Raw genomic sequence first — 24463 nt, 5'->3', positions numbered from 1 at the left:
ATGTCGACGGTAATGATATGGCCCTCGCCGGTCTGCTGGGCGATGGTCATCGCCGCGACAACTCCGGAGGCCGGGCCGGACAGAATGGTATCGATGGGCCGCTGGCGGGCTGTATCGAGGCTGAGAATGCCGCCATTATTGGAGGTGATGTAGATCGGCGCGGAAACGCCCAGCGTGGCGACGCGCTGCGCGAGCCGGTCGAAATACTGGTTCATCAGCGGCTGGGTGTAGCTGTTGAGCAGAGCCACCATGGCCCGCTCGAATTCGCGCTGTTCCGGCCAGATATCGGAGGATGCCGATACCGAAATGCCGGGCAGGCGCGCCTGCAATTCGGCGACCACTTCATGCTCCAGCGCCGGATTGGCGAAGGAATGCATGAGCATGACGGTGATGGCTTCGACACCCGCCTTGGCGTAGGTGTCCGCCAGTGCATCGAGTTCGGCCGTATCGATGGGGATGAGCACATTGCCGTCCCGGTCGGAACGGGCGCCGATTTCCTGGACCAGGCTGCGCGGCACCAGGGGCGCCTCGCGGTCCATCATGAAATCGAAGGCCGTCGGCATTTGCGAGCGGGCGATTTCCAGGACGCCCCGCAATCCGCGGCTCACCACCAGCCCCAGCCGCGAGCCCTTGCGCTGAATGGTGGCATTAAGCGCCAGAGTGGTGCCATGCACGATGAGTTCGACATCGCTGGCTGCCACACCGGCCATTTCCAGCAATTTGGGAACACCGCGTTCGATGGACATCGAAGGATCGGCGGGAACGCTGGGTTCCTTGTGGCGCAGAATCTGGCCGGTGGCCTGGTTGGCCAGCACGAAATCGGTGAACGTGCCGCCGACGTCGATACCGATCCGGCATGATGCTGAAGATGAATGGGTCATGGGAACTGGTCCTGCTCAGGCAACGGCCCGGCCCGTCTGGGCGGCTTCGGAAAGAATGGTTTCAAGGGCATGGCGCAGGCGCAGGCGCGCGGCCGGGACATCGCCAATCAATTGGTCGAGCGGCGTCATGGTGTCATGGCCGATGCCCGGCACGACCGCATCGAAACACGCCCGGCGCACGCCATATCGGCGCGGCTGCGGCAACAGATAGAGCCGGCGGTTGATTTCCAGCATGGTCTCGTCGTCAAACACCGCTTCCCAGGCGTCGCGCTGGGCGCCGAAGGCGAAAAGGCCGGGAGCAAGATGCGGGCGGGCGCGCAGCGCGGCCGTCGCCTTGGCATCGACCACCCCATCGACGATGACAACGCCGTAGTCGCGGGCGGCGCCCTCAATGGAAATGAAGCCCTGCTCGGCATCGTGCAGCACGGCGGCTTCATCGCGCTTGAACGGATCGCCGAAGCCACCGCCGCCGGGCATGCGCAGCGTCACCGTATCGCCCTTGGCCAGGTTGAGCGGCAGGCCCTTGGTGACGGGGCGCGCATCGGGGCGCCCCTCATTGATGATGGCGGCGACGAGAGCACCGGGATGGCCGCCTTCGAAACCCCAAGGCGCCATGCGCGAGCGCTCGAGCCCGCTAATCAGGATCTCGCCGCCATTCTCGCCCACCAGCTCCACCGTCAGGGCCTGGCCGACACCACCGCGCCATTGGCCCGGGCCGCCGGAATCGGGGTTGATGTCATAGTTGAGTACGCGCAGGCCCAGCTCACGCTCGACCAGTTCCGCCGGTCGGTTGCGCATGTTGTTGACGCTGTTGTCGCGCGCATCCACGCCATCGCGGCCGCGAATGGCACCCATGCCGGAGCGCAACGGCTCGACCACCTCGACCTTGAGCTGGCCATGTGCATCGGTCTCGGCGAACTGGAACGTCGCCATCGAGCCGCCCATGGCGGCGGTCATCATCTCGGGGTTGGCCTTGAGGATGGCGCCGCTCACGCAGTCGAACAGGCGGAACGGCGCGCTGTGGCGCATGCCGACCGCGGTATGGCCGCGCGCGTCGAAAACGCAGCCCGGCTGGTTCTTCACCTCGATATGCCGATAAAAGCCGGCATTGCGCGGGATCAGCGGATCGAACGTGGTAAGGAACCCGGTAAGGCGGAAGGAGAGCCAGTACATGCGGCGCCCGAGCGAGGCCAGGTTGAACGAGGAGTCCGAGAGCGGGTCGGTGCCGGTCAGGTCCAGCAGCACCTTGCCGTCATTCACCGCCATCCGCAGCCGAACGCGCAGCGGAATACCGCTGACCACGTCCTCGTCCAGATAATCCCAGAAATCGTAGCTGCCATCCGGAATGCGGCGGAAGACCTCGCGGGCGCGGTCGGCAGTATAGTCCTGAATATCCTGCGTGGCCTGCACCATGGTGTCGGCGCCATAGCGGTCCACGATCTCCTGCAGGCGGCGATTGCCGATTTCCAGTGCGCCCATCATCGCCTTGAAGTCGGCAATGGTGACGTCGGGCACGCGGGTATTGAGGCGGATGAGGGTGAGCAGTTCCTCATTGAACTTTCCGGCCTTCATCAGCTTCATCGGCGGAATGCGCAGGCCTTCCTGGAAAATCTCGGTATTGATCGCCGAGACGCTGCCCGAGACGGCGCCACCGAAATCGAGCGAGTGGATAAAGGCCCAGCCATACCCGATGATCCGGTCGCCATCGAAATAGGGTTGGATGAGATGCACGTCGGGCAGGTGCGTCGACAGCCCATTGGAGGTGTAGGGATCGTTGGTGATGATGATGTCGCCGGGCACCAGATCTGGCACCGCTTCGATGGTCGAATAAAAATTCGTATCCATAAGGAAATTGAAGCTGGCCGACGGCGGGTACGCGAAGACGTCACCCTTGAAATCGAGGAACGCCACGGCGAAATCGGCAACCTCGTTCACAAAACTGGAGCGCGCCGTGCGCTGGACGGTGAAATACACCTCATCGGTGATCGCCACCATTTTACGGCTGAGAATCTCAAGGGTAATCGGGTCGAGTTTCATGAGGTCTGCTTTGACGAAGGAGTGGACTGAAAGGCGTTATCGATGCTTTTGCGGGATGCCTTGCGCGTGATCTGGCTGGGGTCGAGATGGTCGCGGATGCCATCCCCCAGAAGATTGAAGGCAAGGACCGCGAAGGTGATTGCAAGGCCCGCCGCCGTGGACATCCACGGCTCGGAGCGCAGATATTTGAGGCCATAGGCCAGCGACCAGCCCCAGGTCGGCGTGGGTGGCTGCACGCCAAGGCCGAGAAAGCTCATGCCGCTCTCGGAAACGATGGCCGTCCCCATGCCGAAAGTCGCCAGCACCACCAAGGGCCCGGAAATATTGGGCAGGATGTGCACCAGGAGGATTTTCAGCGGTGAAACGCCGATCGAGCGCACGGCCAGGATATAGTCCTTGTGCCGCTCGGTCATGGTCATGGCCCGGCTTACGCGGGCGTATTGCGTCCAGGACACTGCCGCCAGCGCCAGGATGAGATTAACGGGGCCAGGCCCGAGCACGGCGATGATCGCCAGGGCCAGAATGAATGCCGGGAACGCGAGAAAAATATCGGCGATGCGCATCAGGATGGCATCGATCCAGCCGCCGAAATAGCCCGCGAGCATGCCCACCCCGATGCCCAGGACAGAAGAGACCAAAACGGTGCCCAGGCCGATGAACAGGGAGATTTGCGCTCCCGAAGCGAGGCGGGTCAGCAGGTCCCGGCCGAAATTGTCGGTGCCGAACCAGTGCTGCGGCCCCGGCAAGGCAAAACGGTTGGCCATGTCCATCTGCTCGACGCCGTATGGAGACAAGGCCGGCACGAGGAAGGCCAGGGCGACGAGCAGCAGCACCATGACGGTGCCCAGCACCAGATAAGTGTTCTTGTAGAGACGTTTCATTCGTCACGGACCCGAGGATCGATGGCGCCGTGGATAATGTCGGTCACCAGGGTAATGAGGCCGAACAGGACGGCGAAGCAAAGCGCGAGCCCCTGAACCAGCGGAAAGTCACGTTGCGAAATGGCGGAAACCGTGAGCTGGCCCAGCCCGGGCCAGCCGAATATTCCCTCCACGAGCACGGCGCCGCTTAGCAGGCCGCCGAATTGCAGCCCCACAATGGTCACTGTCGGCACCAGCGCATTGCGCAGGGCGTGGTGCCAGACCACGCGGCGTTCGGAGACACCCTTGGCGCGGGCGGTACGGACATAGGGCTGATTGAGCACTTCGAGCATCGAGGCGCGCACCATGCGGCAGATCATGGCGGCTCCCTGCAACCCCATGGCGACTGAGGGCATGATGAGGTGGGATAGGGATTTGAGCAGCGGCTGAGGATTGCCGGTCAGCAGCAGACCAAAGGCCTCCAGCAACGGCATGCCCCGACCGATGGCCGGCAGCCAGTTCAGTTGCACGGCAAAAACATACATAAAGACGATGGCGAGCCAGAACACGGTCAGAGCAACGCCCAGCTGGGAGAAGACCAGGGCCGCAGCATCGATCCACGTTCCCCGGAACCAGGCGGCGATGACGCCCAGGGGCAGGCCGATGACGATCGACACCAGGATGGCACCGAACGCCAGCTCCAGCGTAGCCGGCAGGCGGATCATAATCAGCTCGAACACGCCCTGTTTCTGGAAATAGGACTGTCCGAGATCGCCGTGGAACAGTCCCACGACATAATTATAGAACTGCACCCAAGGCGGGTTGTTGAGCCCCAGGGCTTCGCGCACGGCCGCGATTTGCTCGGGGGTAGCACTCTGGCCGATCAGGGCTCGCGCCGGATCGCCCGGCACGAGCTGCACGAGCAGAAAGGCGACCACGACCACGCCTGCCAGCATGGGAATAAACTGCGCTATTCTCTTGGCGACAAAGCCGATCATGGTCAGCCTTCCTGATAATGCGTTTAGTCTTTGGTCAGGCTGCGCAGATTGCCCAACACGTCAGGATCGAAGCCGGTGACATCGGTCGCCGCGAAGGCGTCGAAACCGGCATTGGTCAGGACGTAATAGGGCATGTCCTCGACAAGCAGGCGGGCTGCGGCCTTGTAGGCATCGCCACGCTCCTGCTGCGTCTGGGCCGTACGGGCGAGTTCGAGCTGGGCATCCACTTCCGGATTGGAGTAATTGCCCCAGTTGCGCGATTCACCGGTATGCAGGGTGACGTACATAAGCACGTCCGGATCGACCAGATTGTCCCAGCCGAGCAGAGCCGCGTCGTAGGAACCGCCGATCACCTCGCCGATGAAGGCGGGGAAGTCGGAGATGGAGACATTGGCCTGCACGCCGGCTGCCATCATCAGGTTCTGGATATATTCGACCGACTGGATGCGGGCGGAATCCTCGCTATGGGTGGCGAGCGTGAATGCCAGCTTGACGCCGTCCTTTTCGCGGATGCCATCGGCGCCCACGACCCAGCCAAGCTCGTCGAGCGCGGCGGATGCAGCCGCGATGTCGAAGGCGGGCTGGGTGATCGATGCGTCGTAGGCCCATTCGAAGACCGGCATCAGGATCGAGGTTGCAGGGGTTTCAACGCCGCCGAAAATGTCATCGCCGATCGTCTGGTTGTCGATCAGCATGGACAGCGCGCGCCGCAGCGCCGGATCGGACAGCAGCGGGCTCTTGGCGTTGAAATTGACGTAGGTAACCTTGATGCCCGGCTTGGAGACGGACTGGAAGCGCTCGTCCGCGCGCAGGCGGGCGATGTCGTCGGCATTGAGCGGCGCCATGATGATATCGAGACTGCCGGCCTCGAGCGCCTGGGCGCGGGCGCTGTTATCGGCCAGCGCCACGAACACGACCTGCCCGGTTGCCGACATGCCGCCATAATAGTCGGCATTGGCGTTGAGCACGATTTGCGAGCCACGATCCCACTGGCCGAAAGTGAACGGGCCGCTGCCGACTGGCTGGGTGGAAAGGTCATGGCCGGCCTCGGCCAGATGCTTGGGCACGATTCCCAGGTCCATATAGCTCAGCAGCGGCGCAAAGGGCGCCTTGAGCTTGAAGACCACCGTGTTCTCATCCTCGGCGGTGATGCTCTCGATCACGTTGAGGTTGGAGGCGTGGTTGGAGGCCAGGGCCGGGTCGACGACGGTTTCATAGGTATAGATCACGTCGTCCACGGTCACGGGCGTGCCGTCGTGGAACTTGGCGTCGGTGCGGATGTCGAAGATCAGCGTCGTCGCATCCGGCTGCTCCCAGGACAGCGCCAGATTGGGCTGCGGGGTCAGGCTCTGGTCGAGCGAGATCAGACCATCGTAAAGAAGGTCCAGGACGCGCACGTCGGTGGTGTTGCGCTGCGTACGCGGATCGAGCGACTGGGCGTCGACGTCCATGCCGACGCGCACCACGTCATTGGCGGCATGGGCGGGGATCACGGCGGCCACCATGACCGCCGCAACCAGCCCATGGTTGATGATTTGATTGATCTTCACTGATTTTCCTTCCTTTTATTGAGTGGTGGTCAGCCGACCACCAACAGCTCCCGGGGCAGGGTGCTGAAGCTCTCGCATCCCTTGTCGGTAATCAGCACATCGTCCTCGATGCGCACGCCAACGCGGCCCGGCCGGTAGAGGCCCGGCTCGATGGTGAAATAATGGCCCAACGCCAGCGGCGTATGATTGCCACGCATGATCTGGGGGGCTTCGTGCACATCCAGGCCGAGGCCATGGCCGGTCTTGTGCACGACAAAATCGCTGTACGGGCTGGCCTCGAGATGGCCACGGACGGCATCGTCGAGCGCATGCGCGGTCACGCCGGCCCGCGCCATGTCGCGGCCAAGGGTGTTGGCAGCCAGAACCACGTCATAGAGCGCCCTGTCCTCATCGGCGACCTCGCCGACAAAAACCGTGCGAGTGATGTCGGACGAATAGCCATGGTGGGTTACGCCAAAATCAAACAGCAGGGCGTCGCCCGGGCCGATCGCATAATTGCCCGAATGCCCATGCGGCAACGCCGAATTGGGGCCGGCCAGGACCAGCGGGGCACCGATGGGCCCGACCACCGGCTGATCGAGGAAGGCCTTCATCATGACCCGCTGCACATCCAGCTCGGTCATGCCGACCCTCACTTGCGCCAGGGTCTGGTTGAAGGCCGCCTCGGCATAGGTGACTGCCTCGCGCAGCCGGATCAGCTCGTCGGCCTCCTTGATCGCCCGCATGGCATTGGTGTGCTGCTGGACATTGACGAATTCAGCGCCGACGAACGCCGTCTGCAGGGCGCTGAACTCCGCATAACGCATGGCGAAGCCTTCGACGCCGATACGCCCGGCCGACACCGCCCGCGCCGCTGCCGTAAAGGCCCCAGCGAACCCTTCCTCGTCCTTCCAGCGGCAGATTTCCGCATCGAGGCCAAGAGCCTGCCAGGACTGGAATTCCAGATCGGGCAAAACGATAGCCGGGCGTCCCTCGACCGGAACGATGAGGACCGTGGGGCGCTCCATCAGGTGGAATTGTGCCCCGGTGACATAAAGGAAGGTGCTGCCGGGAATGATGGCTATGGCATCCACGCCCGCATGGCGGGCTACGCCGCGCAGGCGGTCAAGACGAAATACTGAAGTCACGGGGCAAAACTTTTTTGATGTTGGGAGTTAGGCCGCCTTGTCGGCGAGGGCGAAGTCGAACGCCGCGTCGGCATGCAGGAGGGTGGAATCAAAGGGCGGCACGGCAACAGGGAGGTCACCGATGAGAAGGCCGATCTCAGTGCAGCCCAGGATAACGCAATCGGCACCCTGCGCCGCGCCCTTCTCGATAATCCGCTGGTATGTGGCCTGCGATTTTGGCGAGATGATGCCCTGGCAGATCTCATCGAAAATCACGTCGTGGACAATGGCGCGATCCGCCTCGTCGGGGATGATCGCATCCAGGCCGTATTTCTGCTTGAGGCGGCCGCGATAGAAATCCTGCTCCATGGTATAGCGGGTGGCCAGCAGGAGCGGGCGACCATAGCCAGCCGCAACGATCTTTTCAGCCGTCGCATCCACGATATGCAGCAGGGGAACCGTGGTTGCCGATGCAACCTCATCAGCCAGAAGATGCATTGTATTGGTGCAGATGATGATTACCTTGGCACCCGCGGCCTCCAGGCCGCGCGCCGCCTCCGCAAGCGTTCTTCCCGCTTCGTCCCACGCTCCCATCTTCTGCAAGGCCACGATCCTGGCAAAATCGAACGAACGCACAACCAACTCCGCCGACGCCAGCCCGCCACGCAGGTCCCGCATGCGCTCATTCAAGTGCCGATAGTAGACCGCGGTACTCTCCCAGCTCATGCCACCCAGCAAACCAATTGGCTTCATCAAACTTCGTCCTTAGCGATAACATGCCGACCCAACAAAAACCGATTGCTCAGCTATGCCGGAAACAGGCAAATTTATGCCATTTTGTTGCCAGATCATGGGATCAGATGCTCGGAAATTAAGCAACTCAGCAAAATGGCTATGTAGGGCAAGACTGCCGTGACGGCCACCCGGAGTCAATCCGGCATTTCTGGTTCAAATTGCTCAATATCATATAAAAAATAGTATATCTTTCTACATTAGTCGATTATAGAGCCAATACGTGCTCTGTATGATCCGATTAATAGATTCATGCAAATGAGCACCCCGCTGTCGCGATGGCGAACGCAGATCTTGTCCACAGGCAACTGGAACGTCGGAGATAGAATGACCGTCACCGTTGAAATTCAAACCGAACTCGGCACCTTCGCGCTTGCCCTTGAAGAGGCAGCCGCCCCCATTACCGTCGCGAATTTCCTTGCCTATGTTGACGGCGGCTTCATGCGAGACATGTCGGCCTATCGCATCGTGACCCTTCAGAACCAGCCAGCGGAGACTGTTCACCGCATCGAGGTCATCCAATGGGGATGGCGCCCATCGAACCCTGCGCTGCAACAGCCCTTTCCGGCGATTGCGCACGAGCCGACCTCGAAATCGGGCCTACGCCACAAACACCTGACATTATCAATGGCGCGCGACGCCCCGGGCACGGCAGGGGGTGGCTTTTTCATCTGCATCGGCGACCAGCCCGAACTGGATGAAGGAGGCCGCCGAAATCCCGACGGCGCCGGTTTTGCGGCGTTTGGCCGGGTCGTGGAGGGAGAGGACGTAATCGCAGCCATATTCGCGCGTGCCGAAGACAAGGAATATGTAGATCATCCCGTGCAATTCCTGGGTGCGCAGCGCCGGGGCTAACCTGCCCTCACCTGAGCCCCGCCATTGCCGCATAATTCGAAACAAACAGCCTTCGAAATCCCCGGCGTGGTTTAGAGCACTGTCCGGCATCAGCACCTTTGGCGCTATCACGTGAGCCTCGACAATGTGACACCCGCCGACGCCTGCTCCGGCAGGGCGGATGCCACTATCAAACACAGAGGTCAAACCATCCACGATCGGCGCTTTCTACACCGCAGCATAGCCGCTTAACATCACCCCACTGACGAGCCGAACTCTCCACTAGTCAAACCGACAATCTGCGCCAGGGCTTCTGACGACGGACGGGTCCTGACCCTGGCTGAAACGCGAATTTGAGAGATCGCGACGACCTTCAGGACGGCAGCTGACCTGCCGATCGTGGGTTTTCATCTCTCCGAATAAGTCCGTGTATGGTCCGGAAAATAGCCATGCCCCAAATGAACAAAGTCACGATGCCGAACACAGCCGCAACGGGGCGAGCGAAGAAACCAAGCAGGTTGCCATCGGCGATCAGCATCGAGGTGGTGAAGTTGGTTTCCACCAGCGGACCGAGGACGATGCCCAGAATGATCGGAGCGATGGCGATCATTCTTGCTTCCAGCACATAGGCCATTACACCCGCACCCAGCATCAGCCAGACGCCAAACATGGAATTGTTGATCGAGTAGGAACCGACAATACAAAAGAGCAGGATGGCGGCATTGAGCAGCGCGCGCGGCACCTCGAAAATCCAGCGGGCCGATTTCGCGGCCACCCAGCCGAGCGGCAGCATCAGGATATTGGCGATCGCGAAGACGATCATCACCGCATAGAAATTCTGCGGATGTAGCGTCATCAGCGTGGGCCCGGGATCAAGACCCTTCATCACCAGCACACCCACGGCAATCGCGGTTACCGCGTCGCCCGGAATGCCGAACACCATTGCCGGAATCCAGGAGGCGCTGAGCGCCGCATTATTGGTAGCGCCGGCCTCAACGAGACCTTCCGGATGCCCCTTGCCAAACTTTTCCGGCTCCTTGGAGGTCCGCTTGGCCAGCGAATAGGTGATCCAGGCCGCAAGATCGCCACCAACCCCCGGCAGCGCCCCGAGCAGCGAGCCGATGACCGAGCCGCGCACCTGGTTTTTACGATACTTCCAGAGCGCCCCCATGGTGCCCTCGAAGGGGTTCTTGAGGTTGAGCTGGGGCACTTCGGCCATGGCTTTGCGGCCGGCGCGCATGACTTCGGACACGGCGAACATCCCGATCATGATCGGGATGAAGCTGATGCCGCCCATCAGTTCGAGATTGCCAAAGGTAAAGCGCGGCGTTGCCGTCAGCGGGTCCATACCGACCTGGGCGATGAAAAGGCCGAGCAGGAGCGCCAACGCGCCTTTCACCAGGCCTCCCGAAGAGATAAGGGCGGCGCAGGAAAGGCCCAGCACGGCGAGCCAGAAATATTCGAAGCTCGAAAAGCCAAGAGCGGCCTTGGCCAGCATCGGCGCCGTGAACAGCAGGAACAGGAAGCCGAAGAGCCCCCCAAGAACGGAACCGACGACGCCGATGCCGATGGCAAGACCTGCCTTGCCGTTCTGGGCTAGACGATAGGAATCTTCCACATAGGCAGCCGAAGCGGGAGTGCCCGGGATACGCAGCAATGTACCCGGCAGGTCGCCGGCCGTAATCGCCATGGCGGTACAGGAGATAATCGCCGCAATGGCGGGAATTGGCGCCATATAAAAGGTGATGGGCACCAGCAGCGCCGTCGCCATGGTGGCGGTGAGGCCCGGAATTGCGCCGACGAACAGGCCAAACACGGCGGCGAGGAAAATGGTCGCCAGCGTCTCGAAATTGAAGACGAGACCGAGCGCGAGAGCGAAAGCTTCCATGGCGATTTATCCCAGGATGCCACGCGGCAGCGGAACCCGCATGGCCGCGGTGAAGGTGAAATAGATAGCGGCTGCCGCAATGGGGCTGAAAATCACGGCCGAAGGCCATTTTCCGCCGCTGAGGAGGACGATACCGGCCGCAAAGAGCGTGCCGGCAACGAGGAACCCGAGATAAGGCATGGCGAGGATTGTGGCGGCGAGCGCAACGACGATGGCAGTGGCAAACCAGGTCACGAGGGGAGGCGCGTCATCTTCGGGAGTGTCGCGAACGATCCAGCCCTGAATTGCAAGAGCGACGCCCATGATGGCCATCCCGGCCCCGACAATGGAGGGGAAAAGGCCGGGGCCGACATTCATGCCGGGAAGCGTTTGCATGCCGAGCGCTTGCTGCAGGATCGCCGTGCCGCCCAACGCGAAAATCACGCCCAGCGCGCTATCCAATGGAAATGACTGCCTCATGCGCTCCTCCTGAATGCACGGGACCCAGCAGATGCGACAGGTCGGTGCAGAACTGCTGCAGAAATGAGAAATCCAGAGCGCTGGTCCTTGCGGCGCTCTGGAAGAAAGACGGCCGGAGATGCATTCCGGCCGTCCCTGGCGAGCGCGCGCTTACTTGGCAAGGCCAACGGCCTGCAGGGCCTGGCCGATGGATGCATCGGCATCTTCCATGAAGGCGGCAAAGCCGGCAGCATCGCGATAGTCGATGCCGAAATTGCGCTGGGCCATGAAGTCCTTGAACTCCTGGGACTCGACGACCTTGGCCATGGCGTCGGACAGACGGGCCTTCACGTCATCCGGCAGGCCCTTGGGAGCGGCAATGCCGCGCCATGCATAGGCAGCCCACTTGCTCCCCAGCGCCTCTTCGGCGGTCGGCACGTCGGGAGCCGCAGCAACGCGCTCATTGGCAGCAACGATCAGCGGCTTGACTTCGCCTGCATCGACCATGGGACGCGCGTCCGGCATGGTGGTGGTGACGACGCTGATGGCGCCCGAAGCGAGCAGCTGAAGGCTGGCGGAAGCGCCTTCCGAGGGAACCCAGGGCGCAGCAGCCGGATCGATGTCGTTGGTCACGAGCACGCCCGCCCAGCCCAGATGCGCCATGCCGCCGAGATTGGCGCCGGAGGCCTTGACCGAACCGGGATTGGCGCGGATTTCCGAGAGCAGGTCTTCGATCGAGGGGCCATCCGCACGCACGAACACAGCTTCCGGGTCCGCATTGAACAGGGCGATAGGCTCATAGTTTGAGAAGTTGAGCGGCGACACGCCAGTCCAGTGATACATGGACAGCTCGGTGGTGATCACGCCGAGCGTATAGCCATCGGGCGGCGAGTAGGAAATTTCGGTGTGGCCCACAATGCCGCCACCGCCGGTACGGTTGATGACATTGATCGGCTGGCCGAGCTCTTTTTCGAGCAGGGTCGCGACGATGCGCCCCGTGGCGTCGGTGCCACCACCAGCGGCCCACGGCACGATCAGGTTGATGGCGTGATCCGGATACTGCTGCGCCGCAGCCGGAGCCATTGCCAGGACCGAGAGCGCAAGGGCGCCAGCAAGCGTCTTCAAATGGGTCATTTCTGTCCTCCCAGGTTAGTCGGGCATCCCGACATACGAACATATCCTGCCGTATTGCAAACTTATGTACCACATTCCGGAACTATCATGTCAACTACCCACCTATCGTTTCCGCATTTTTTGCGCATAACAAGCCAAATACATTGACAAAACAACGCCACCACCCCTATCAAACAAAGGGATGATATTCCGTATTGTGGGATTTCATCAAATCCGGGTCCATATCGTGGCCCGCGTCCTGGTAAGTTTTCGGGCAAGGTCCGCCATGGTGGCGGCCGCTCCGGCCCTGGAGGAATTCGATGAGCAACCCTATCGCGCTCAAGCTGCGCAACACCCTGACGGGCATCCTGCCCCCGCTTTCCATGCCGTTCGACGAGAAGGGCAACCTCGTCAAAGGCGCGCTCAAGGCTCAGGTCGACTTCATGATCGATTCTGGTGTGCGCGGGCTCGTTGTCGGCGGCTCGACTGGCGAGGGCCACACGCTTTCGTCCACCGAATTTACCGAAGCCATGGTCGAGGCACACGATGCCAATGCCGGCCGCGTGCCCTTCGTCGTGGGCCTCATCGTGCAATCGACCCGCGAGGCCATTGATCGGGTCAAGGCGCTGGGCGACATCAAGATCGACGCCCTGCAGGTGACCCCGGTTCACTACCTGTTCAAGCCGGGCCGCGAGGCCACCATCGAGCACTTCCGCGCCATCTGGGAAGAAACCCAGGTGCCGATCCTGATCTACAACGTCATTCCCTGGAACTATCTTTCCATCGATGACATGCTGGCCATTATGGACGCTGTCCCCGGCGTCGTCGGCATGAAGCAGTCCTCGGGTGACGTGAAGTCGGTCTCCGACCTGATGCTCCGTTCCAAGCCGGAAAACATCGTTCTGACCGGCATCGACGCCCTGCTCTACCCCAGCTTCGCGCTGGGTGCGCATGGCGCCATCAGCGCCCTCACTTGCGCCGTCCCCGGCGTCACCGTGAAGCTGTTCGACGCCGTCCAGGCCGGTGACCACAAGACCGCCAAGGACATCCACTTCCGTCTTAACGCGCTGTGGAACGCCCTGCGTCACGACAACCTGCCGGCCTGCGTGAAGTATATCCAGCACCGCCAGGGCATGCCGCTGTTCCACCCGCGAGCTCCGATGGAGCGCGTCACCGATGCGCAGAAGGCCGCCATCGACGCCGTTCTCGGGCCGGTGCTGGAACTGACCGACGTCCGCGCCAACTCGGCCGCCTGATTGACCAGGGGCGGGCCGCTGCGGAAGCTGCCCGCCTCCCGACCCGACGCCTGGGAGCACGACATGAAAAAGCTGATCAACGATCCCGCCAACTATGTCGACGAGATGCTCGACGGCTTGTGTCTCGCCCATCCGGGCCTTGTCCGCGTTGGCGATGATCGTCGCGCCATCACCCGCAGCAGCAAGATGCGTCAGGGCAAGGTGGGCGTGGTTTCCGGCGGCGGCTCCGGCCACCTGCCGCTCTTTACCGGTTATGTCGGCAAGGGCCTGCTCGATGCCTGCGCCATCGGCAACGTTTTTGAAGGCCCGACCATCAATTCCTGTCAGGACGCGATCGCCGCCGCCAATGGTGGCGCGGGCGTCCTCTGCCTTTTCGGCAACTATGGCGGGGACAAGATGAATTTCGAAATGGCGAGCGAGTTCGCCCAAATGGACGGGATCGAAACCCGCACCGTGCTCGGCACGGACGACATTGCCAGCGCCAAGCCCGAGGAATCCCGGAAACGCCGCGGCGTCGCCGGCCTGATCTTTGCCTACAAGGCCGCCGGCGCGCTGGCCGAAGCCGGTGGCAATCTCGATGCTGTCGCAGCGATCGCCCAGAAGACCGTAGATCGCACCCGCACCATTGGCGTCGCGCTCTCTTCCTGCCAAATTCCTGGCGCGGCAGGCCCGAATGTGGACATTGCCGAAGACGAGATCGAATTCGGCATGGGCATCCATGGCGAGCCGGGTATCTGGCGCCACAAGATCCGCCCCGCCGACGACCTGGTGGACGAGATGATCACCCTGTTGCTGGCCGAACGCCCCGCGGGCGCCAGCCGCGTTGCCGTGCTGGTCAACAGCCTGGGCGCCACGCCCTTTGAGGAATTGTTCATCCTTTACCGCCGTGCCGCGCAGCAGCTCGATGCCGCAGGGCTGACGATCGTGCGACCGTTGATCGGGCCTTATGTTACCTCGATGGAGATGGGTGGCGCCTCGATCAGCCTCTGCTTCCTCGATGATGAAATCGAGGGTCTGCTGGCGGCTCCCGCCGATTGCCCGTTCTGGAAGGTGGGGTGAGCCATGGCCATCGACGTCAACATTCTGGCCGATGCCATTGTCCGTGCCAACCAGAGCATGGCCGGTCTGACCGATGTGCTCAACGCCGCCGACGCCAAGCTGGGCGACGGCGATACGGGCACCATGCTGGCCCGGCTCATAGGCACTTTTGCCGATGTGGATGTGCGCAACGCACCCGATCTGGGTGCGGGCTTCATGGCCCTGGCCAAGGCGGGTGCGGCCTCGACGGGATCGAGCCTGGGCACGCTCATCATCACCGCGATGATGACGGCCGGAAAACTCAATTCCGGACGGAAGCTGATGGAATGGGGCCAATTGGGCGCGGTCATCGCCGCCATCTGTGATGCCGCCATGGCGCGCGGCAAGGCCGAACTGGGCGCCAAGACCATTATCGACGGGCTCGACGCTCTCGCCAAAGCCATCGACGGCAAGGATGACCCCGGCGCCATTGCCGTCGCGGCGCGCGACGCCATGGACGAGGTGCTGGCTACCTTCCGCCAGCGTCCGTCGGCAATGGGCCGCGCCCGAATGTTCGCCGAAAAGAGCATCGGTCTGGATGACCCCGGCATGCTGGGCCTGGCCGAGATCGTGCGGGCGGTCACTGCCGATCATGGCGCCACCCCGCTTGCTTGAGGCGGGGGGGCATTTAAACTATGAAGTTGAATCCCTTCAGTCATAATTGACTGAGCAATCAAGGCATTGAGACGCAACCAATGACTGATCCCGTCGAGGCATCCGTGCCAGCTAAACCGGCCCGAAGCGATGAGAGCCTTAAATCGCTTACCAAGGTGTCGCGGGTTCTGGACTGTTTCAATACCTCCCACCGCGCCCTGACGCTGGCCGAGGTTTGCGCCAAGACGGGCTATCCCCGCTCGACCACTCATCGCCTGTTGGCCGCCATGCGCGAAGTTGGATTTATCGAGCAGGAAAGGGAGCGCGATTCCTATCGGCTGGGCCTGCGGCTGTTCGAACTGGGCAACACCGTCCTGGCCAATCTTGAACTGCATCGGGAAGGCCGGACCATCGTCGACGCGCTGCACAGGTTGACCAATCAGGCTGTGCATCTGGCGGTATTCGACGGCCATCGCGCCGTGGTCATCCAGCGCACTGAGGCCGAGCCCATGCTCTCCAACACCATGGTCGAAAATTCGCCGGCCCACTGCACCAGCGTAGGCAAGGCCATTCTCGCCCATCAGCCCGCCGATATCGTCCAACGCGTCATTGATGCAGGGCTGGAGCGTTTTACCGAAACCACCATCACCGAGCCCGATCTTTTGCGCGCGGAGCTGGAGCTGACCCGCGAACGCGGCTTTGCGATAGACAATGGAGAGCATCAGCCCGGGCTGCGATGCGTCGGCGCGCCGATCCGCAATCTGTCTGGCCAGGTTTTTGCCGGCATCAGCGTCAGCGCGCCCGCCTGGCAATTGTCCATGGAAGACGTCGATGAGCTCAACAAGGTCGTCATCTACCACGCCAATCTGATTTCCCAGCGTCTGGGATATGAGCGCTGATCGAACTATCGCCTTCCCTCCCCTGTGACGTGAAATTGCCGGACCGACCCCGCTGGGCCGACCCGGCTGCCGGATTAGACCGGGCCGCCGGTCTTGCCGACCGGCCAGATGGACTGAAGGTTCTCGCCGGCCAGAATGCGCTGGCGGCATGCGACCTCGTTCTTTCCAAGCTCATCGGCGGCATCGGCGATGACGCCGACCAGTTCGTGGGGAATGACCACAACGCCGGTGATATCGGCAAAAATCACATCACCGGGGCGAATGCGCACGCCGTCAATATCGAGGTCGACCTGATAGTGGGTGGCCTCCATTCGTCCTGACACGCCCACCGGGCTCATGCCCTTGGCAAAGAGCGGATAATCGAGCTTGCGCACTTCGGCGAGGTCACGCACCGTCCCATTGACGACGGTGGCGGCAGCGCCCTTTGTCTTGGCCCCGCTCGACATCAATTCGCCCGTACCCGAGCCTTCAGCGCAGGAAGAGTCCACCATCAGGATGCCCCCCTTGACCACAGCGTCGATGGCGCCGTGATAGACGTCCTGAGGCTGGCCGACGCGGGTGCTCTTCTCATAGCGAACGGTCGAGACCGGACCGCACACCACCTGACCGGGGGCCAGCACACCGAATTGGGTGATGCCCTTGAGATAGCCATAGGGCCCACGGCCATCGAGAACGTCGTGGATATCGCCCGAGTACCACTTGGAAAGGCGCTTGATCGCCGCCCAGTCGGTATTGTTGTAGTCATAAGCCGCCATTGTCTCAGCGCCCCTTTTTTGCGGCGTCTATCGCCTGTTCGAGATAGGTGGTGGAGTTGTCGATATGCTCGCGCATCAGCGCGCGGCTGCCCTCGGCATCGCCACTGCGGATGGATTGGAAAATGGCCTGATGCTCGGCCACGCCTTCGGCCTGCGTCTTGCTCGGCACGCGGCTCGTCAGCCGGATCACGTCAGTAATCAGCCCATAGAGATTGGCATAGACGCTGGAGAGAATCTCGTTGCCCAGCGACTGCACCAACGCCCGGTGGAACTTGGCATCGGCTTCGGCATATTGTGCAAAATCCTTGGCCGCGGCGAGCTCGGCCAGCGCCGCTTCGACCTCGTCCGAAACCTTGCCCTCGCCGGCCGCCAGTCGCCCGACGACCTCCAGCTCGAACATGCGGCGCACATCCATGAGCTGCACGAGATAGGTCGGGTCTTCGGCGAAAAGAGTCCTTACCGTCGTCGCCAGCGAACCCAGGAACTGATCCACGTCATCACGCACGACTTCGGCACGCTCGCCATGACGGCGGCGGACCAGCCCCCTGGTTTCAAGGATCTGCAATCCCTCGCGCACCGAACGCGTCGAAACCGAAAAGCGGCGCGCCAGATCAGCCTCCGAAGGCAGGCGCGCGCCCACAACCAATTCGCCCGAGAGGATTTCCGCCTCGATGGCAGCAACCACCGAAGCGTGGAGCTTTTCCCGATCCGGCACGCCGGGGCTTACCATGCGGTGAAACCGCCATCGACCACGACATTGGAGCCGGTCATGTAAGTGGAGGCATCGGAGGCGAGGAACTGGATGACCCCGTTGTATTCGCCCTTCTCGGCCTGGCGGCCCATCGGCACGCGCTCCAGGAAATTATCGACAAATTCCTTGTCGAACGAACCGGTCTTGACCCCACCAAAGGAGATCAGATTGCACCGGACATTCTTCTGCGCCCAATAAGTCGCCACATAGCGCGTCAAGTTGACGAGGCCCGATTTGGAGGCGGCATAGGACACCGCCTTGATGAAGGGCACGCCATCACGCTTCTCACGATAGGCGTAGAGCGCCTGATTGGGCGAGACGATGCCGTAGATCGAGCCGATATTGATGATGCTGCCGCGGCGCTTTTCGGCCATCTTGGCGCCGATGACCTGGCTGCACAGCATCACACCGGTCAGGTTCACGTCGATGATCTCATCCCAGAATTTCTGCGGATAGACCTCGAATGGCGCATTCTGTTCGGCGCCGCCATCCGGCTTGGAGTCGATACCGGCATTGTTCACCAACACGTCGGGCACCCCCCAGTCGGAGATTACCTTGTCGGTCGCCGCCTCGATTGCCGTCTTGTCGGTGACGCTGGCCTCGTAGATGCGGACGTTTTCACCGAGCCCCGGGAACAGCTCATCGAACTTTTCCTGGGTCACCTGACGGCGGCTGTACACTGCCACCTTGGCGCCGGCCTTGGCCAGAGAAGTGGTGAATTCACGACCAAGCTGGCCCAAACCACCGGTCAGGACCACCACCTTGCCCGCGACGCTGAAAAGATCGGACATCTATCGCTCCAACTTATGTCATAAGTCATATGTCATAAGATAAGCCCGCTTGCCTGGCAAGCCTGCTGTGGAGGTCTTGCTATCGATAAAAGTCCGATTGGAGGTGGACCTGTCCAAGACCAAGCTTGCCGTACACAAGGGCTATTCGCGCGCAACGCCCCCGTAGCCGGGGCCTTCATGCCCATTTCCCACCGCCCCCCGCGTGCAAAGCGGGGATGGTGGCGATCGCGTGCTTGGCCGTTCGAATTTCAGGGTGCTATGCTCGGGCTCCCTTCCCCTGTTTTCCAGAAGATGCCTCCATGGTCCGCATTGCCAAACTGGATCGCCTGCTTGCGGTCCTGCAGGAGAAAATATTCGTCCCCACCGGGGTGCAGGCAGCCTTGCGCTATCGGCAGGCGGAGGCGGCCGAGCGTCGGGACGTGCCGGGGCAGGACCGGGCCGACTGGCGCGCGGTGGACCGCGATCTGGTCTGGGGCGAGCCCGACGGCTATTTCTGGTTCGGCGGCCGGGTCACCATTCCCCCGAGCCTGGCCGGCAAGGCTCTTTTCGGGCGGGTGCATGCCCAATTCGGGTCCGTGATGGGCCGCAGCGATCCCCAGCTTCTGGTGCGGATCGATGGCCGGGTGGCACAGGGCGGCGACGGCAACCACAGGGAATTTCCGCTCACCCGCGAGGCGGTCGCCGGGGAAAGCTTCGAGCTGCTGATCGAGGCGGGCACCATTGAGAACCGCCGCCAGCTCGGCTTCGGCGTGGAGCTGGTCGAGCATGATTCCCTGGCCGAAACCCTCTATTACGACCTCAAGGTGCCGCTGGACGTGGCGCGCCGGCTCAAGGCCGACGACGCCCGCCGCGTCCGCCTGCTGAACCATATCGATGCGGCGCTGGACCTGGTCGATTTCCGCCCCGGCGATGCCGGGCGTTTTGCCGCCAGCCTGCGCGCCGCCCAGGCGCGCGCCGCCGCCCGTTATGCCGAGGCCGATGCCGACGCCATGCCGCAGATCGTGGCGACCGGCCATACCCATATCGACGTCGCCTGGCTGTGGCGGGTGCGCGAGACGCGCCAGAAAATGGCCCGCTCCATGGCCAATGCGCTGGCGCTGATGGACGAATATGAAGACTACCGCTTCATGTATAATCAGGGCGTTCTTCTCGATTATCTGGAAGAGGACTATCCCGAGCTGTTCGAGCGGATCGGCGCGCAGGTCGCCGATGGCCGGTTCGAGATCGAGGGCGCGCTCTGGCTGGAGCCGGACGTGGTCATCGCCTCGGGCGAGAGCCTCGTCCGCCACATCCTCAAGGGCGTGCGCTATCATCAGGACAAGTTCGGCGTGACGCCGAAGATCGTCTGGCTGCCCGACACTTTCGGCTATACCGCCGCCCTGCCCCAGCTCATGGCGCAGTCGGGGCTCGATGTGTTCATCACCCACAAGATGAGTTGGAACGACACCAATCGCATGCCCCATGAGATCTTCTTCTGGCAGGGGCTGGATGGCACGCGGGTGCCGGCCTATTTCCTCACTACGCAAAATTACGAATATGACGGGATCAACACCACCTATTGTCCCGATCTGACGCCCAGCCATGTGATGGGCGCCTGGAAGCGCTTCAGCCAGCAGGGCCTGCATGACGAGCTGTTCCTGGTCTATGGCCATGGCGATGGCGGGGGCGGGCCGACGCGCGGCATGCTGGAAAATGTGCGCCGCATGGAGCGCGGCATTCCCGGCTGCCCCAAGGTCCGGCACGAGCCCATGGGGCCCTATTTCGAGCGGCTGGTGGCGCGGATGCGGGCCGAGCCCGAGGCCTTCCCGGCCTGGGTGGGCGAGCTTTACCTCGAATATCATCGCGGCACACTGACTTCGGTGGCCAAGAACAAGCGCAATAACCGCCTGGCCGAGCGCGCCCTGCACGAGCTGGAGGTGCTGGGCGTGATGGCGGCGCGGGCCGGCCTGCCCTATCCCGCCGAGCGGCTGGAGCGCCTGTGGAAAGGCGTGCTGCTCAACCAGTTCCACGACATCCTGCCCGGCACCTCCATCGGCTTCGTCTATGAAGACAGCGACCGCGACTATGCCGCCTTCTTTGCCGCGGCCGAGGCCTTGCGCACCGAGCTCGGCGGGGCGCTGGCGGCGGCGGGGGCGCACGCCGTCCTCAACGCCACCAGCCTTGTCCGCTCCGACCTTCTGCATCTGCCAGCCGGAACGCCAGGGGTTGCGATGAATGGGGCCGCGCTCGCCGCCCAGCCCACCGTTTCGGCGGATGGCGGGGCGGGCAGCGTCGTGCCGGTTGCCGGCCTTGCGGGCCTGGGCCTGCGCCCGCTGGCGCTGGGCGCCGCCGCGCCTTTGCCCGAAAGCCGCCTCACCGTTTCTCCCACCCTGCTCGAAAACGGGCTTTTGCGCGCCCGTTTCAACGACAAGGGACAATTGGTGTCGCTGTTCGACAAGCAGCGCGGCCGCGAGGCGATCCGCCCCGGCGGGGTGGGCAATGCCTTCGTCGCCCATCAGGACATTCCGATAGATTTCGACGCCTGGGACATCGACGATTATTTCGAGGATGTCTGCTGGCCGGTGGAGGAGCTGGTATCGGCGCAAGTTGTCGAGACCGGGCCCTATCGCGCCGCCATCCGCTTCGAATGGCGCTATGAGAATTCCCGCATCGTGCAGGTGATCTCGCTGGCGGAAGGGGCCGCGCAGCTCGAATTCGACAGCTTCGTGGACTGGCATGAGCACCAGACCCTGCTCAAGGTCGGCTTTCCCCTCGATATCCGCACCGATACGAGCCGCGCCGAAACCCAGTTCGGCCATCTCACCCGCCCCACCCACGCCAATACCAGCTGGGACAAGGCGCGCTTTGAAACCTCCATGCATCGCTGGGTGGATCTGAGCGAGGCCGGCTTCGGCGTCGCCGCGCTCAATGACTGCAAATATGGCTATGACGCCAGGGGCAGCACGCTGCGGCTGACGCTCATCAAGTCGCCGGTCTTTCCCTGGCCCGAGGCCGACCAGGGCGAGCACCGCTTCCGCTACGCGCTGCTGGTTCACGGCGGCGACCTGCAAGCCGTGCACAACGCCGCCACGCTGTTCAACCAGCCGCTGCGCCTGCTCGCCGGCGCGTCGTCCGGCCCGGCCCCTGCTCTTCCCCTCGCCGCCCTTTCCTCCGATCAGGTGACGATCGAAACCGTCCACCAGAGCCCGGATGGCCAGTGCACCATCCTGCGGCTGTGGGAAAATCAGGGCCGCGCCGGCAGCGTCACGCTGACCTTGCCCGAGGCCTGCCGCATCGCCGAGACCGACCTGCATGAGAGCGAGACCGCCTGTCTCGATGCCAGCGGCACGCGGATCGCGCTGGCCTTCCGGCCGTTCCAGATCCGCACCCTGGCGCTGACAAGGAGTGGTGCATGAGCATGATCCCGCCCCTGCCGCAGACCCTGCCACCCCCGCCCGGCTTCCAGATCGGGCATTGGCTCAAGGGCGACTGGCACATGCATTGCCGCCACAGCACCGACAGCACCAACAATCCGCAATCGCGCATCATCGGCTTTGCCGAGCGGCTGGGTTTCGATTATCTGGCCATCACCGATCACGACGTGCATGTGCAGGGCGCGGTGGCCGGGCACACCTGGGCCGATCCCGAATACCACTCGGACAGCGTGCTGCTGTTCTACGGCGCCGAGCTGACGGCGCCGCGCGGGCATGTCAACATCCTTTCCGCCGAGCCCTATGACCACCAGCGCGTCTTCGACGCCCGCAATGCGCGCGACTGGGACCTGCTCCGGCTCAAGCAGGACTTGGGCATCCACTGGTCGGCCAATCATCCGCACCACAAGAACCACTACGGCTTTTCCTTCGACCTGGCCGATTCGGTGGAAATCTGGAACACCTCGGTCTGGTCGAAAAACGTCCCCAATCTGCGCATCTGGGACGACCAGCTGCTCTCGGGCCGCATGATCGGCGCGCGCGGCGGCAGCGACAATCATCACGGCATTCCCGACGATCCGGCGCTGATCGTGCCGCTGACCATGGAGGGCACCGCCAATTATGTCGGCACGCCCACCACCTGGGTTTTCGCCACCACGCGCAGCAAGAGCGCGATCCTGGCCGCGCTCGAACAGGGCCGCGCCTCGATCAGTTCCAACCCCTATAATCCCCGCGTCGAACTTTACGCCGACCATGACGGGGACGGCGTGATGAACATGATGATGGGCGACAATGCCAGGCCCACCGGCGGCCGCGTCGATTTCGAGGTGCGCCTGGCCGGCGGCGGCATTCCGGGGGCGGCCTATCAGGTCCGCGTGATCAGGAACCGCGAGGAATTCGGGCATTTCGTCACCGATGCGGCCACCCGTTCGGTGCGCTTCAGCGACACCCCTCCGGCCGATGCGCGCAGCTATTACCGCGTCGAGATCGAGGGCCCGCAGGCGCCCTATCCGGAAGTGCCCAATTCCATGGCGCAGAGCCTCAACATGGTGGCCTTGTCCAATCCGATCTATTTCAACTACGATCCGGATTTCTGACGCTCTCACCTGAACTGGACCTGGGCAATTGGCGCGCGATCCCAGCCGGAAGGCCGGCATAAAGGATATTGCCGAGGCCGCCGATGTGGCCGTGTCCACGGTGTCCCACGTGCTCAACGGCACGGCGCCGATTTCCGCCGAGGTGCGCGAGCGGGTGCTCGACGCCGCCAACAGCCTGGGCTATCTGGCGCGGCGGCGCGAAAAGGCTGCCATTGCCGTGCTGCGCAGCGTGCTGCTGGCCGTGCCCTCCGATACGCTGCCCCATAGCGAGCTGAACCTGTTTTCCTGGACGCTGCTCAGCGCCCTGACGCGCGAATGCGAGCGGCGCGCCATCGGCGTCATCCCCATGGAGATCGACCGCGCCGATTTCAGCGGCGCGCAGCTGGTCGAGCGCGCCCGCGCCACCAATGCCGATGGCATCCTGATCCTGTCCGAGGATCGGGCCGATCTGTTGCACGATGTCGCCGCCTCGGGCATTCCCGCCGTGCTGATGAATGGCGAAGATCAGGAGATGCAGATCGACAGCGTGACGCCGGGCAACCGCTTCGCCGCCCGCTATGCCACCAACTGGCTGATCGCGCAGGGCCATCGCCGCATCATGCACCTCACCTGGGAGGGGCGCTCGACCATCAGGCGGCGGCGCGACGGCTTTCTCGATGCCTTCCGCGCCAATGGCCTGTCGCTCGAGGAGGCTCATGTGCACCTGGCCCGGGGCTATCAGCCCGATCTCGGCGCCGAGGCGATCCGGGGCTGGCTCGACAGCCACGATGGGACCATGGGCGGGGTCACCGCCATCTTCTGCGCCGCCGACAATCTGGCGCTCGGCATCATGCCGGTGCTGGCGCGCGCCGGCATCCGGCTGCCCCAGGACCTGTCGATCATCGGCTTCGACGGCGTGGCGCTGGGCGAATTCACCGCCCCGCCCCTGACCACGGTCAGCGTGCCGCTCGAACATCTGGGCTCTTCCGCGCTGCATTTGCTCGAGCAGCGCATCGTCAATGCCGCGCTCAATCCGCCCGCCCACCGGCTGGAGCTGGGCTGCCGGCTGACCATTCGCGGCAGCGTCCGGGCCCTGGCCTGAGCGAAACCACCCTCTCTCACGAGAGAGACACATACTCAAAACCGATGATCCACGCTGGGTCAGTCGTCACCCTTCCCCTCGTGGGGGAGTGTTCACTTCGGACGCTGGAGCCTTGATTTTGAGTCTCCCCAAAACCCCGACGCTGCCCACGGGCTTGACCCGTGGGCCAGATTGGGAGCCCCTTGGTGACTCTGCGTTTGCCGGGAGTGGCCCGCGGATCCAGTCCGCGGGAAGCGCCGGTGGGTGGGAGGGAAC

Annotated in this window: 21 protein-coding genes and 1 pseudogene; 9 read left to right on the top strand and 13 right to left on the bottom strand. The window is 63.0% G+C overall.

What is annotated here, in order from left to right; translation table 11 throughout:
* From VDP82_RS02000 to VDP82_RS01970, 7 genes are all read right to left on the bottom strand, one after another.
* On the bottom strand, positions 1-881 hold an 881-nt coding region (locus tag VDP82_RS02000), incomplete at its 3' end, for a hydantoinase/oxoprolinase family protein (protein ID WP_323013161.1).
* 15 nt (positions 882-896) lie between these two features.
* Positions 897-2918: a hydantoinase B/oxoprolinase family protein gene (locus tag VDP82_RS01995; protein ID WP_323013160.1), complete on the bottom strand. Its 2022-nt coding sequence runs from the start codon at positions 2916-2918 to the stop codon at positions 897-899.
* Positions 2915-3799, bottom strand: a complete 885-nt coding sequence (locus VDP82_RS01990; RefSeq protein WP_323013159.1) for an ABC transporter permease — start codon at positions 3797-3799, stop codon at positions 2915-2917. Before VDP82_RS01990 ends, VDP82_RS01995 begins: the two co-directional genes overlap by 4 nt.
* On the bottom strand, positions 3796-4776 hold the full coding sequence (locus VDP82_RS01985; protein ID WP_323013158.1) for an ABC transporter permease: 981 nt from the start codon (positions 4774-4776) through the stop codon (positions 3796-3798). The genes VDP82_RS01990 and VDP82_RS01985 overlap by 4 nt, the downstream gene beginning before the upstream one ends.
* A 23-nt stretch (positions 4777-4799) precedes the next feature.
* Positions 4800-6326: an ABC transporter substrate-binding protein gene (locus VDP82_RS01980; protein ID WP_323013157.1), complete on the bottom strand. Its 1527-nt coding sequence runs from the start codon at positions 6324-6326 to the stop codon at positions 4800-4802.
* Between the two features lie 29 nt (positions 6327-6355).
* The gene (locus VDP82_RS01975; protein ID WP_323013156.1) at positions 6356-7453 is read right to left on the bottom strand and encodes a Xaa-Pro peptidase family protein; all 1098 of its coding nucleotides are present in this window, start codon (positions 7451-7453) and stop codon (positions 6356-6358) included.
* 27 nt (positions 7454-7480) lie between these two features.
* Positions 7481-8185 carry an aspartate/glutamate racemase family protein gene (locus VDP82_RS01970; protein WP_323013155.1) on the bottom strand — a complete coding sequence of 235 codons (705 nt, stop codon included), beginning with the start codon at positions 8183-8185 and terminating at the stop codon, positions 7481-7483.
* A gap of 366 nt (positions 8186-8551) precedes the next feature.
* Here VDP82_RS01970 and VDP82_RS01965 point away from each other — a divergent pair, with 366 nt between their 5' ends.
* Positions 8552-9079 (top strand): peptidylprolyl isomerase, encoded by a 528-nt coding sequence (locus tag VDP82_RS01965; RefSeq protein WP_323013154.1) that lies wholly within the window; start codon positions 8552-8554, stop codon positions 9077-9079.
* Positions 9080-9160: 81 nt separating this feature from the next.
* Positions 9161-9310: pseudogene (locus tag VDP82_RS18040) on the top strand (IS3 family transposase); the annotation flags it as partial.
* Between the two features lie 121 nt (positions 9311-9431).
* On the opposite strand, the gene VDP82_RS01960 reads toward VDP82_RS18040, so the two are convergent.
* The 3 genes from VDP82_RS01960 to VDP82_RS01950 all read right to left on the bottom strand — a co-directional run bounded on the left by VDP82_RS01960 (position 9432) and on the right by VDP82_RS01950 (position 12518).
* Entirely contained in the window at positions 9432-10946 is a 1515-nt protein-coding gene (locus VDP82_RS01960) for a tripartite tricarboxylate transporter permease (protein WP_323013153.1), read from the bottom strand.
* 6 nt (positions 10947-10952) lie between these two features.
* A complete protein-coding gene (locus VDP82_RS01955; protein ID WP_323013152.1) occupies positions 10953-11357 on the bottom strand; it encodes a tripartite tricarboxylate transporter TctB family protein in 405 nt (134 codons plus the stop codon).
* Between the two features lie 198 nt (positions 11358-11555).
* Positions 11556-12518 (bottom strand): tripartite tricarboxylate transporter substrate binding protein, encoded by a 963-nt coding sequence (locus VDP82_RS01950; protein ID WP_323013151.1) that lies wholly within the window; start codon positions 12516-12518, stop codon positions 11556-11558.
* Between the two features lie 299 nt (positions 12519-12817).
* On the opposite strand from VDP82_RS01950, the gene VDP82_RS01945 reads away from it, so the two are divergent.
* The 4 genes from VDP82_RS01945 (at position 12818) to VDP82_RS01930 (ending at position 16323) form a co-directional block, all read left to right on the top strand.
* Positions 12818-13753, top strand: coding sequence for a dihydrodipicolinate synthase family protein (locus VDP82_RS01945; RefSeq protein WP_323013150.1), 936 nt, complete (start codon positions 12818-12820; stop codon positions 13751-13753).
* A gap of 63 nt (positions 13754-13816) precedes the next feature.
* A complete protein-coding gene (locus tag VDP82_RS01940) occupies positions 13817-14812 on the top strand; it encodes a dihydroxyacetone kinase subunit DhaK (RefSeq protein WP_323013149.1) in 996 nt (331 codons plus the stop codon).
* Positions 14813-14815: 3 nt separating this feature from the next.
* A complete protein-coding gene (locus VDP82_RS01935) occupies positions 14816-15445 on the top strand; it encodes a DAK2 domain-containing protein (RefSeq protein WP_323013148.1) in 630 nt (209 codons plus the stop codon).
* 80 nt (positions 15446-15525) lie between these two features.
* Positions 15526-16323: an IclR family transcriptional regulator gene (locus VDP82_RS01930; protein WP_323013147.1), complete on the top strand. Its 798-nt coding sequence runs from the start codon at positions 15526-15528 to the stop codon at positions 16321-16323.
* Between the two features lie 74 nt (positions 16324-16397).
* Here VDP82_RS01930 and VDP82_RS01925 read toward each other — a convergent pair whose 3' ends face one another.
* Genes VDP82_RS01925 through VDP82_RS01915 form a run of 3 tightly spaced genes read right to left on the bottom strand, consistent with a single transcriptional unit; the run spans position 16398 to position 18620 of the window.
* On the bottom strand, positions 16398-17078 hold the full coding sequence (locus VDP82_RS01925) for an RraA family protein (protein WP_323013146.1): 681 nt from the start codon (positions 17076-17078) through the stop codon (positions 16398-16400).
* A 4-nt stretch (positions 17079-17082) separates the two neighbouring features.
* Positions 17083-17808 carry a FadR/GntR family transcriptional regulator gene (locus VDP82_RS01920; RefSeq protein ID WP_323013145.1) on the bottom strand — a complete coding sequence of 242 codons (726 nt, stop codon included), beginning with the start codon at positions 17806-17808 and terminating at the stop codon, positions 17083-17085.
* The gene (locus VDP82_RS01915) at positions 17802-18620 is read right to left on the bottom strand and encodes an SDR family oxidoreductase (protein WP_323013144.1); all 819 of its coding nucleotides are present in this window, start codon (positions 18618-18620) and stop codon (positions 17802-17804) included. The genes VDP82_RS01920 and VDP82_RS01915 overlap by 7 nt, the downstream gene beginning before the upstream one ends.
* Positions 18621-18919: 299 nt before the next feature.
* Here VDP82_RS01915 and VDP82_RS01910 point away from each other — a divergent pair, with 299 nt between their 5' ends.
* From VDP82_RS01910 to VDP82_RS01900, 3 genes are read left to right on the top strand one after another with little or no spacing between them, the layout of a single operon-like run.
* Complete coding sequence (locus VDP82_RS01910; RefSeq protein ID WP_323013143.1) at positions 18920-22015, top strand: alpha-mannosidase; 3096 nt, start codon at positions 18920-18922, stop codon at positions 22013-22015.
* Complete coding sequence (locus VDP82_RS01905; RefSeq protein ID WP_323013142.1) at positions 22012-23127, top strand: CehA/McbA family metallohydrolase; 1116 nt, start codon at positions 22012-22014, stop codon at positions 23125-23127. Before VDP82_RS01910 ends, VDP82_RS01905 begins: the two co-directional genes overlap by 4 nt.
* A gap of 28 nt (positions 23128-23155) precedes the next feature.
* Positions 23156-24208 carry a LacI family DNA-binding transcriptional regulator gene (locus VDP82_RS01900; protein WP_323013141.1) on the top strand — a complete coding sequence of 351 codons (1053 nt, stop codon included), beginning with the start codon at positions 23156-23158 and terminating at the stop codon, positions 24206-24208.
* Positions 24209-24463 lie beyond the last annotated feature (255 nt).

Origin of the sequence: Devosia sp. (genome assembly GCF_034675085.1) — a bacterium.
Lineage (GTDB): Bacteria > Pseudomonadota > Alphaproteobacteria > Rhizobiales > Devosiaceae > Devosia.
Note: the sequence above shows the minus strand (reverse complement) of the source record. Positions and strands in the feature narration are given on the sequence as shown.

Coding starts and splice junctions, on each gene's coding strand:
- VDP82_RS01995 (WP_323013160.1), bottom strand. CDS start 2,918: ATGAAACTCGACCCGATTACCCTTGAGATTCTCAGCCGTAAAATGGTG.
- VDP82_RS01990 (WP_323013159.1), bottom strand. CDS start 3,799: ATGAAACGTCTCTACAAGAACACTTATCTGGTGCTGGGCACCGTCATG.
- VDP82_RS01985 (WP_323013158.1), bottom strand. CDS start 4,776: ATGATCGGCTTTGTCGCCAAGAGAATAGCGCAGTTTATTCCCATGCTG.
- VDP82_RS01970 (WP_323013155.1), bottom strand. CDS start 8,185: ATGAAGCCAATTGGTTTGCTGGGTGGCATGAGCTGGGAGAGTACCGCG.
- VDP82_RS01965 (WP_323013154.1), top strand. CDS start 8,552: ATGACCGTCACCGTTGAAATTCAAACCGAACTCGGCACCTTCGCGCTT.
- VDP82_RS01960 (WP_323013153.1), bottom strand. CDS start 10,946: ATGGAAGCTTTCGCTCTCGCGCTCGGTCTCGTCTTCAATTTCGAGACG.
- VDP82_RS01950 (WP_323013151.1), bottom strand. CDS start 12,518: ATGACCCATTTGAAGACGCTTGCTGGCGCCCTTGCGCTCTCGGTCCTG.
- VDP82_RS01945 (WP_323013150.1), top strand. CDS start 12,818: ATGAGCAACCCTATCGCGCTCAAGCTGCGCAACACCCTGACGGGCATC.
- VDP82_RS01940 (WP_323013149.1), top strand. CDS start 13,817: ATGAAAAAGCTGATCAACGATCCCGCCAACTATGTCGACGAGATGCTC.
- VDP82_RS01935 (WP_323013148.1), top strand. CDS start 14,816: ATGGCCATCGACGTCAACATTCTGGCCGATGCCATTGTCCGTGCCAAC.
- VDP82_RS01930 (WP_323013147.1), top strand. CDS start 15,526: ATGACTGATCCCGTCGAGGCATCCGTGCCAGCTAAACCGGCCCGAAGC.
- VDP82_RS01925 (WP_323013146.1), bottom strand. CDS start 17,078: ATGGCGGCTTATGACTACAACAATACCGACTGGGCGGCGATCAAGCGC.
- VDP82_RS01920 (WP_323013145.1), bottom strand. CDS start 17,808: ATGGTAAGCCCCGGCGTGCCGGATCGGGAAAAGCTCCACGCTTCGGTG.
- VDP82_RS01915 (WP_323013144.1), bottom strand. CDS start 18,620: ATGTCCGATCTTTTCAGCGTCGCGGGCAAGGTGGTGGTCCTGACCGGT.
- VDP82_RS01910 (WP_323013143.1), top strand. CDS start 18,920: ATGGTCCGCATTGCCAAACTGGATCGCCTGCTTGCGGTCCTGCAGGAG.
- VDP82_RS01905 (WP_323013142.1), top strand. CDS start 22,012: ATGAGCATGATCCCGCCCCTGCCGCAGACCCTGCCACCCCCGCCCGGC.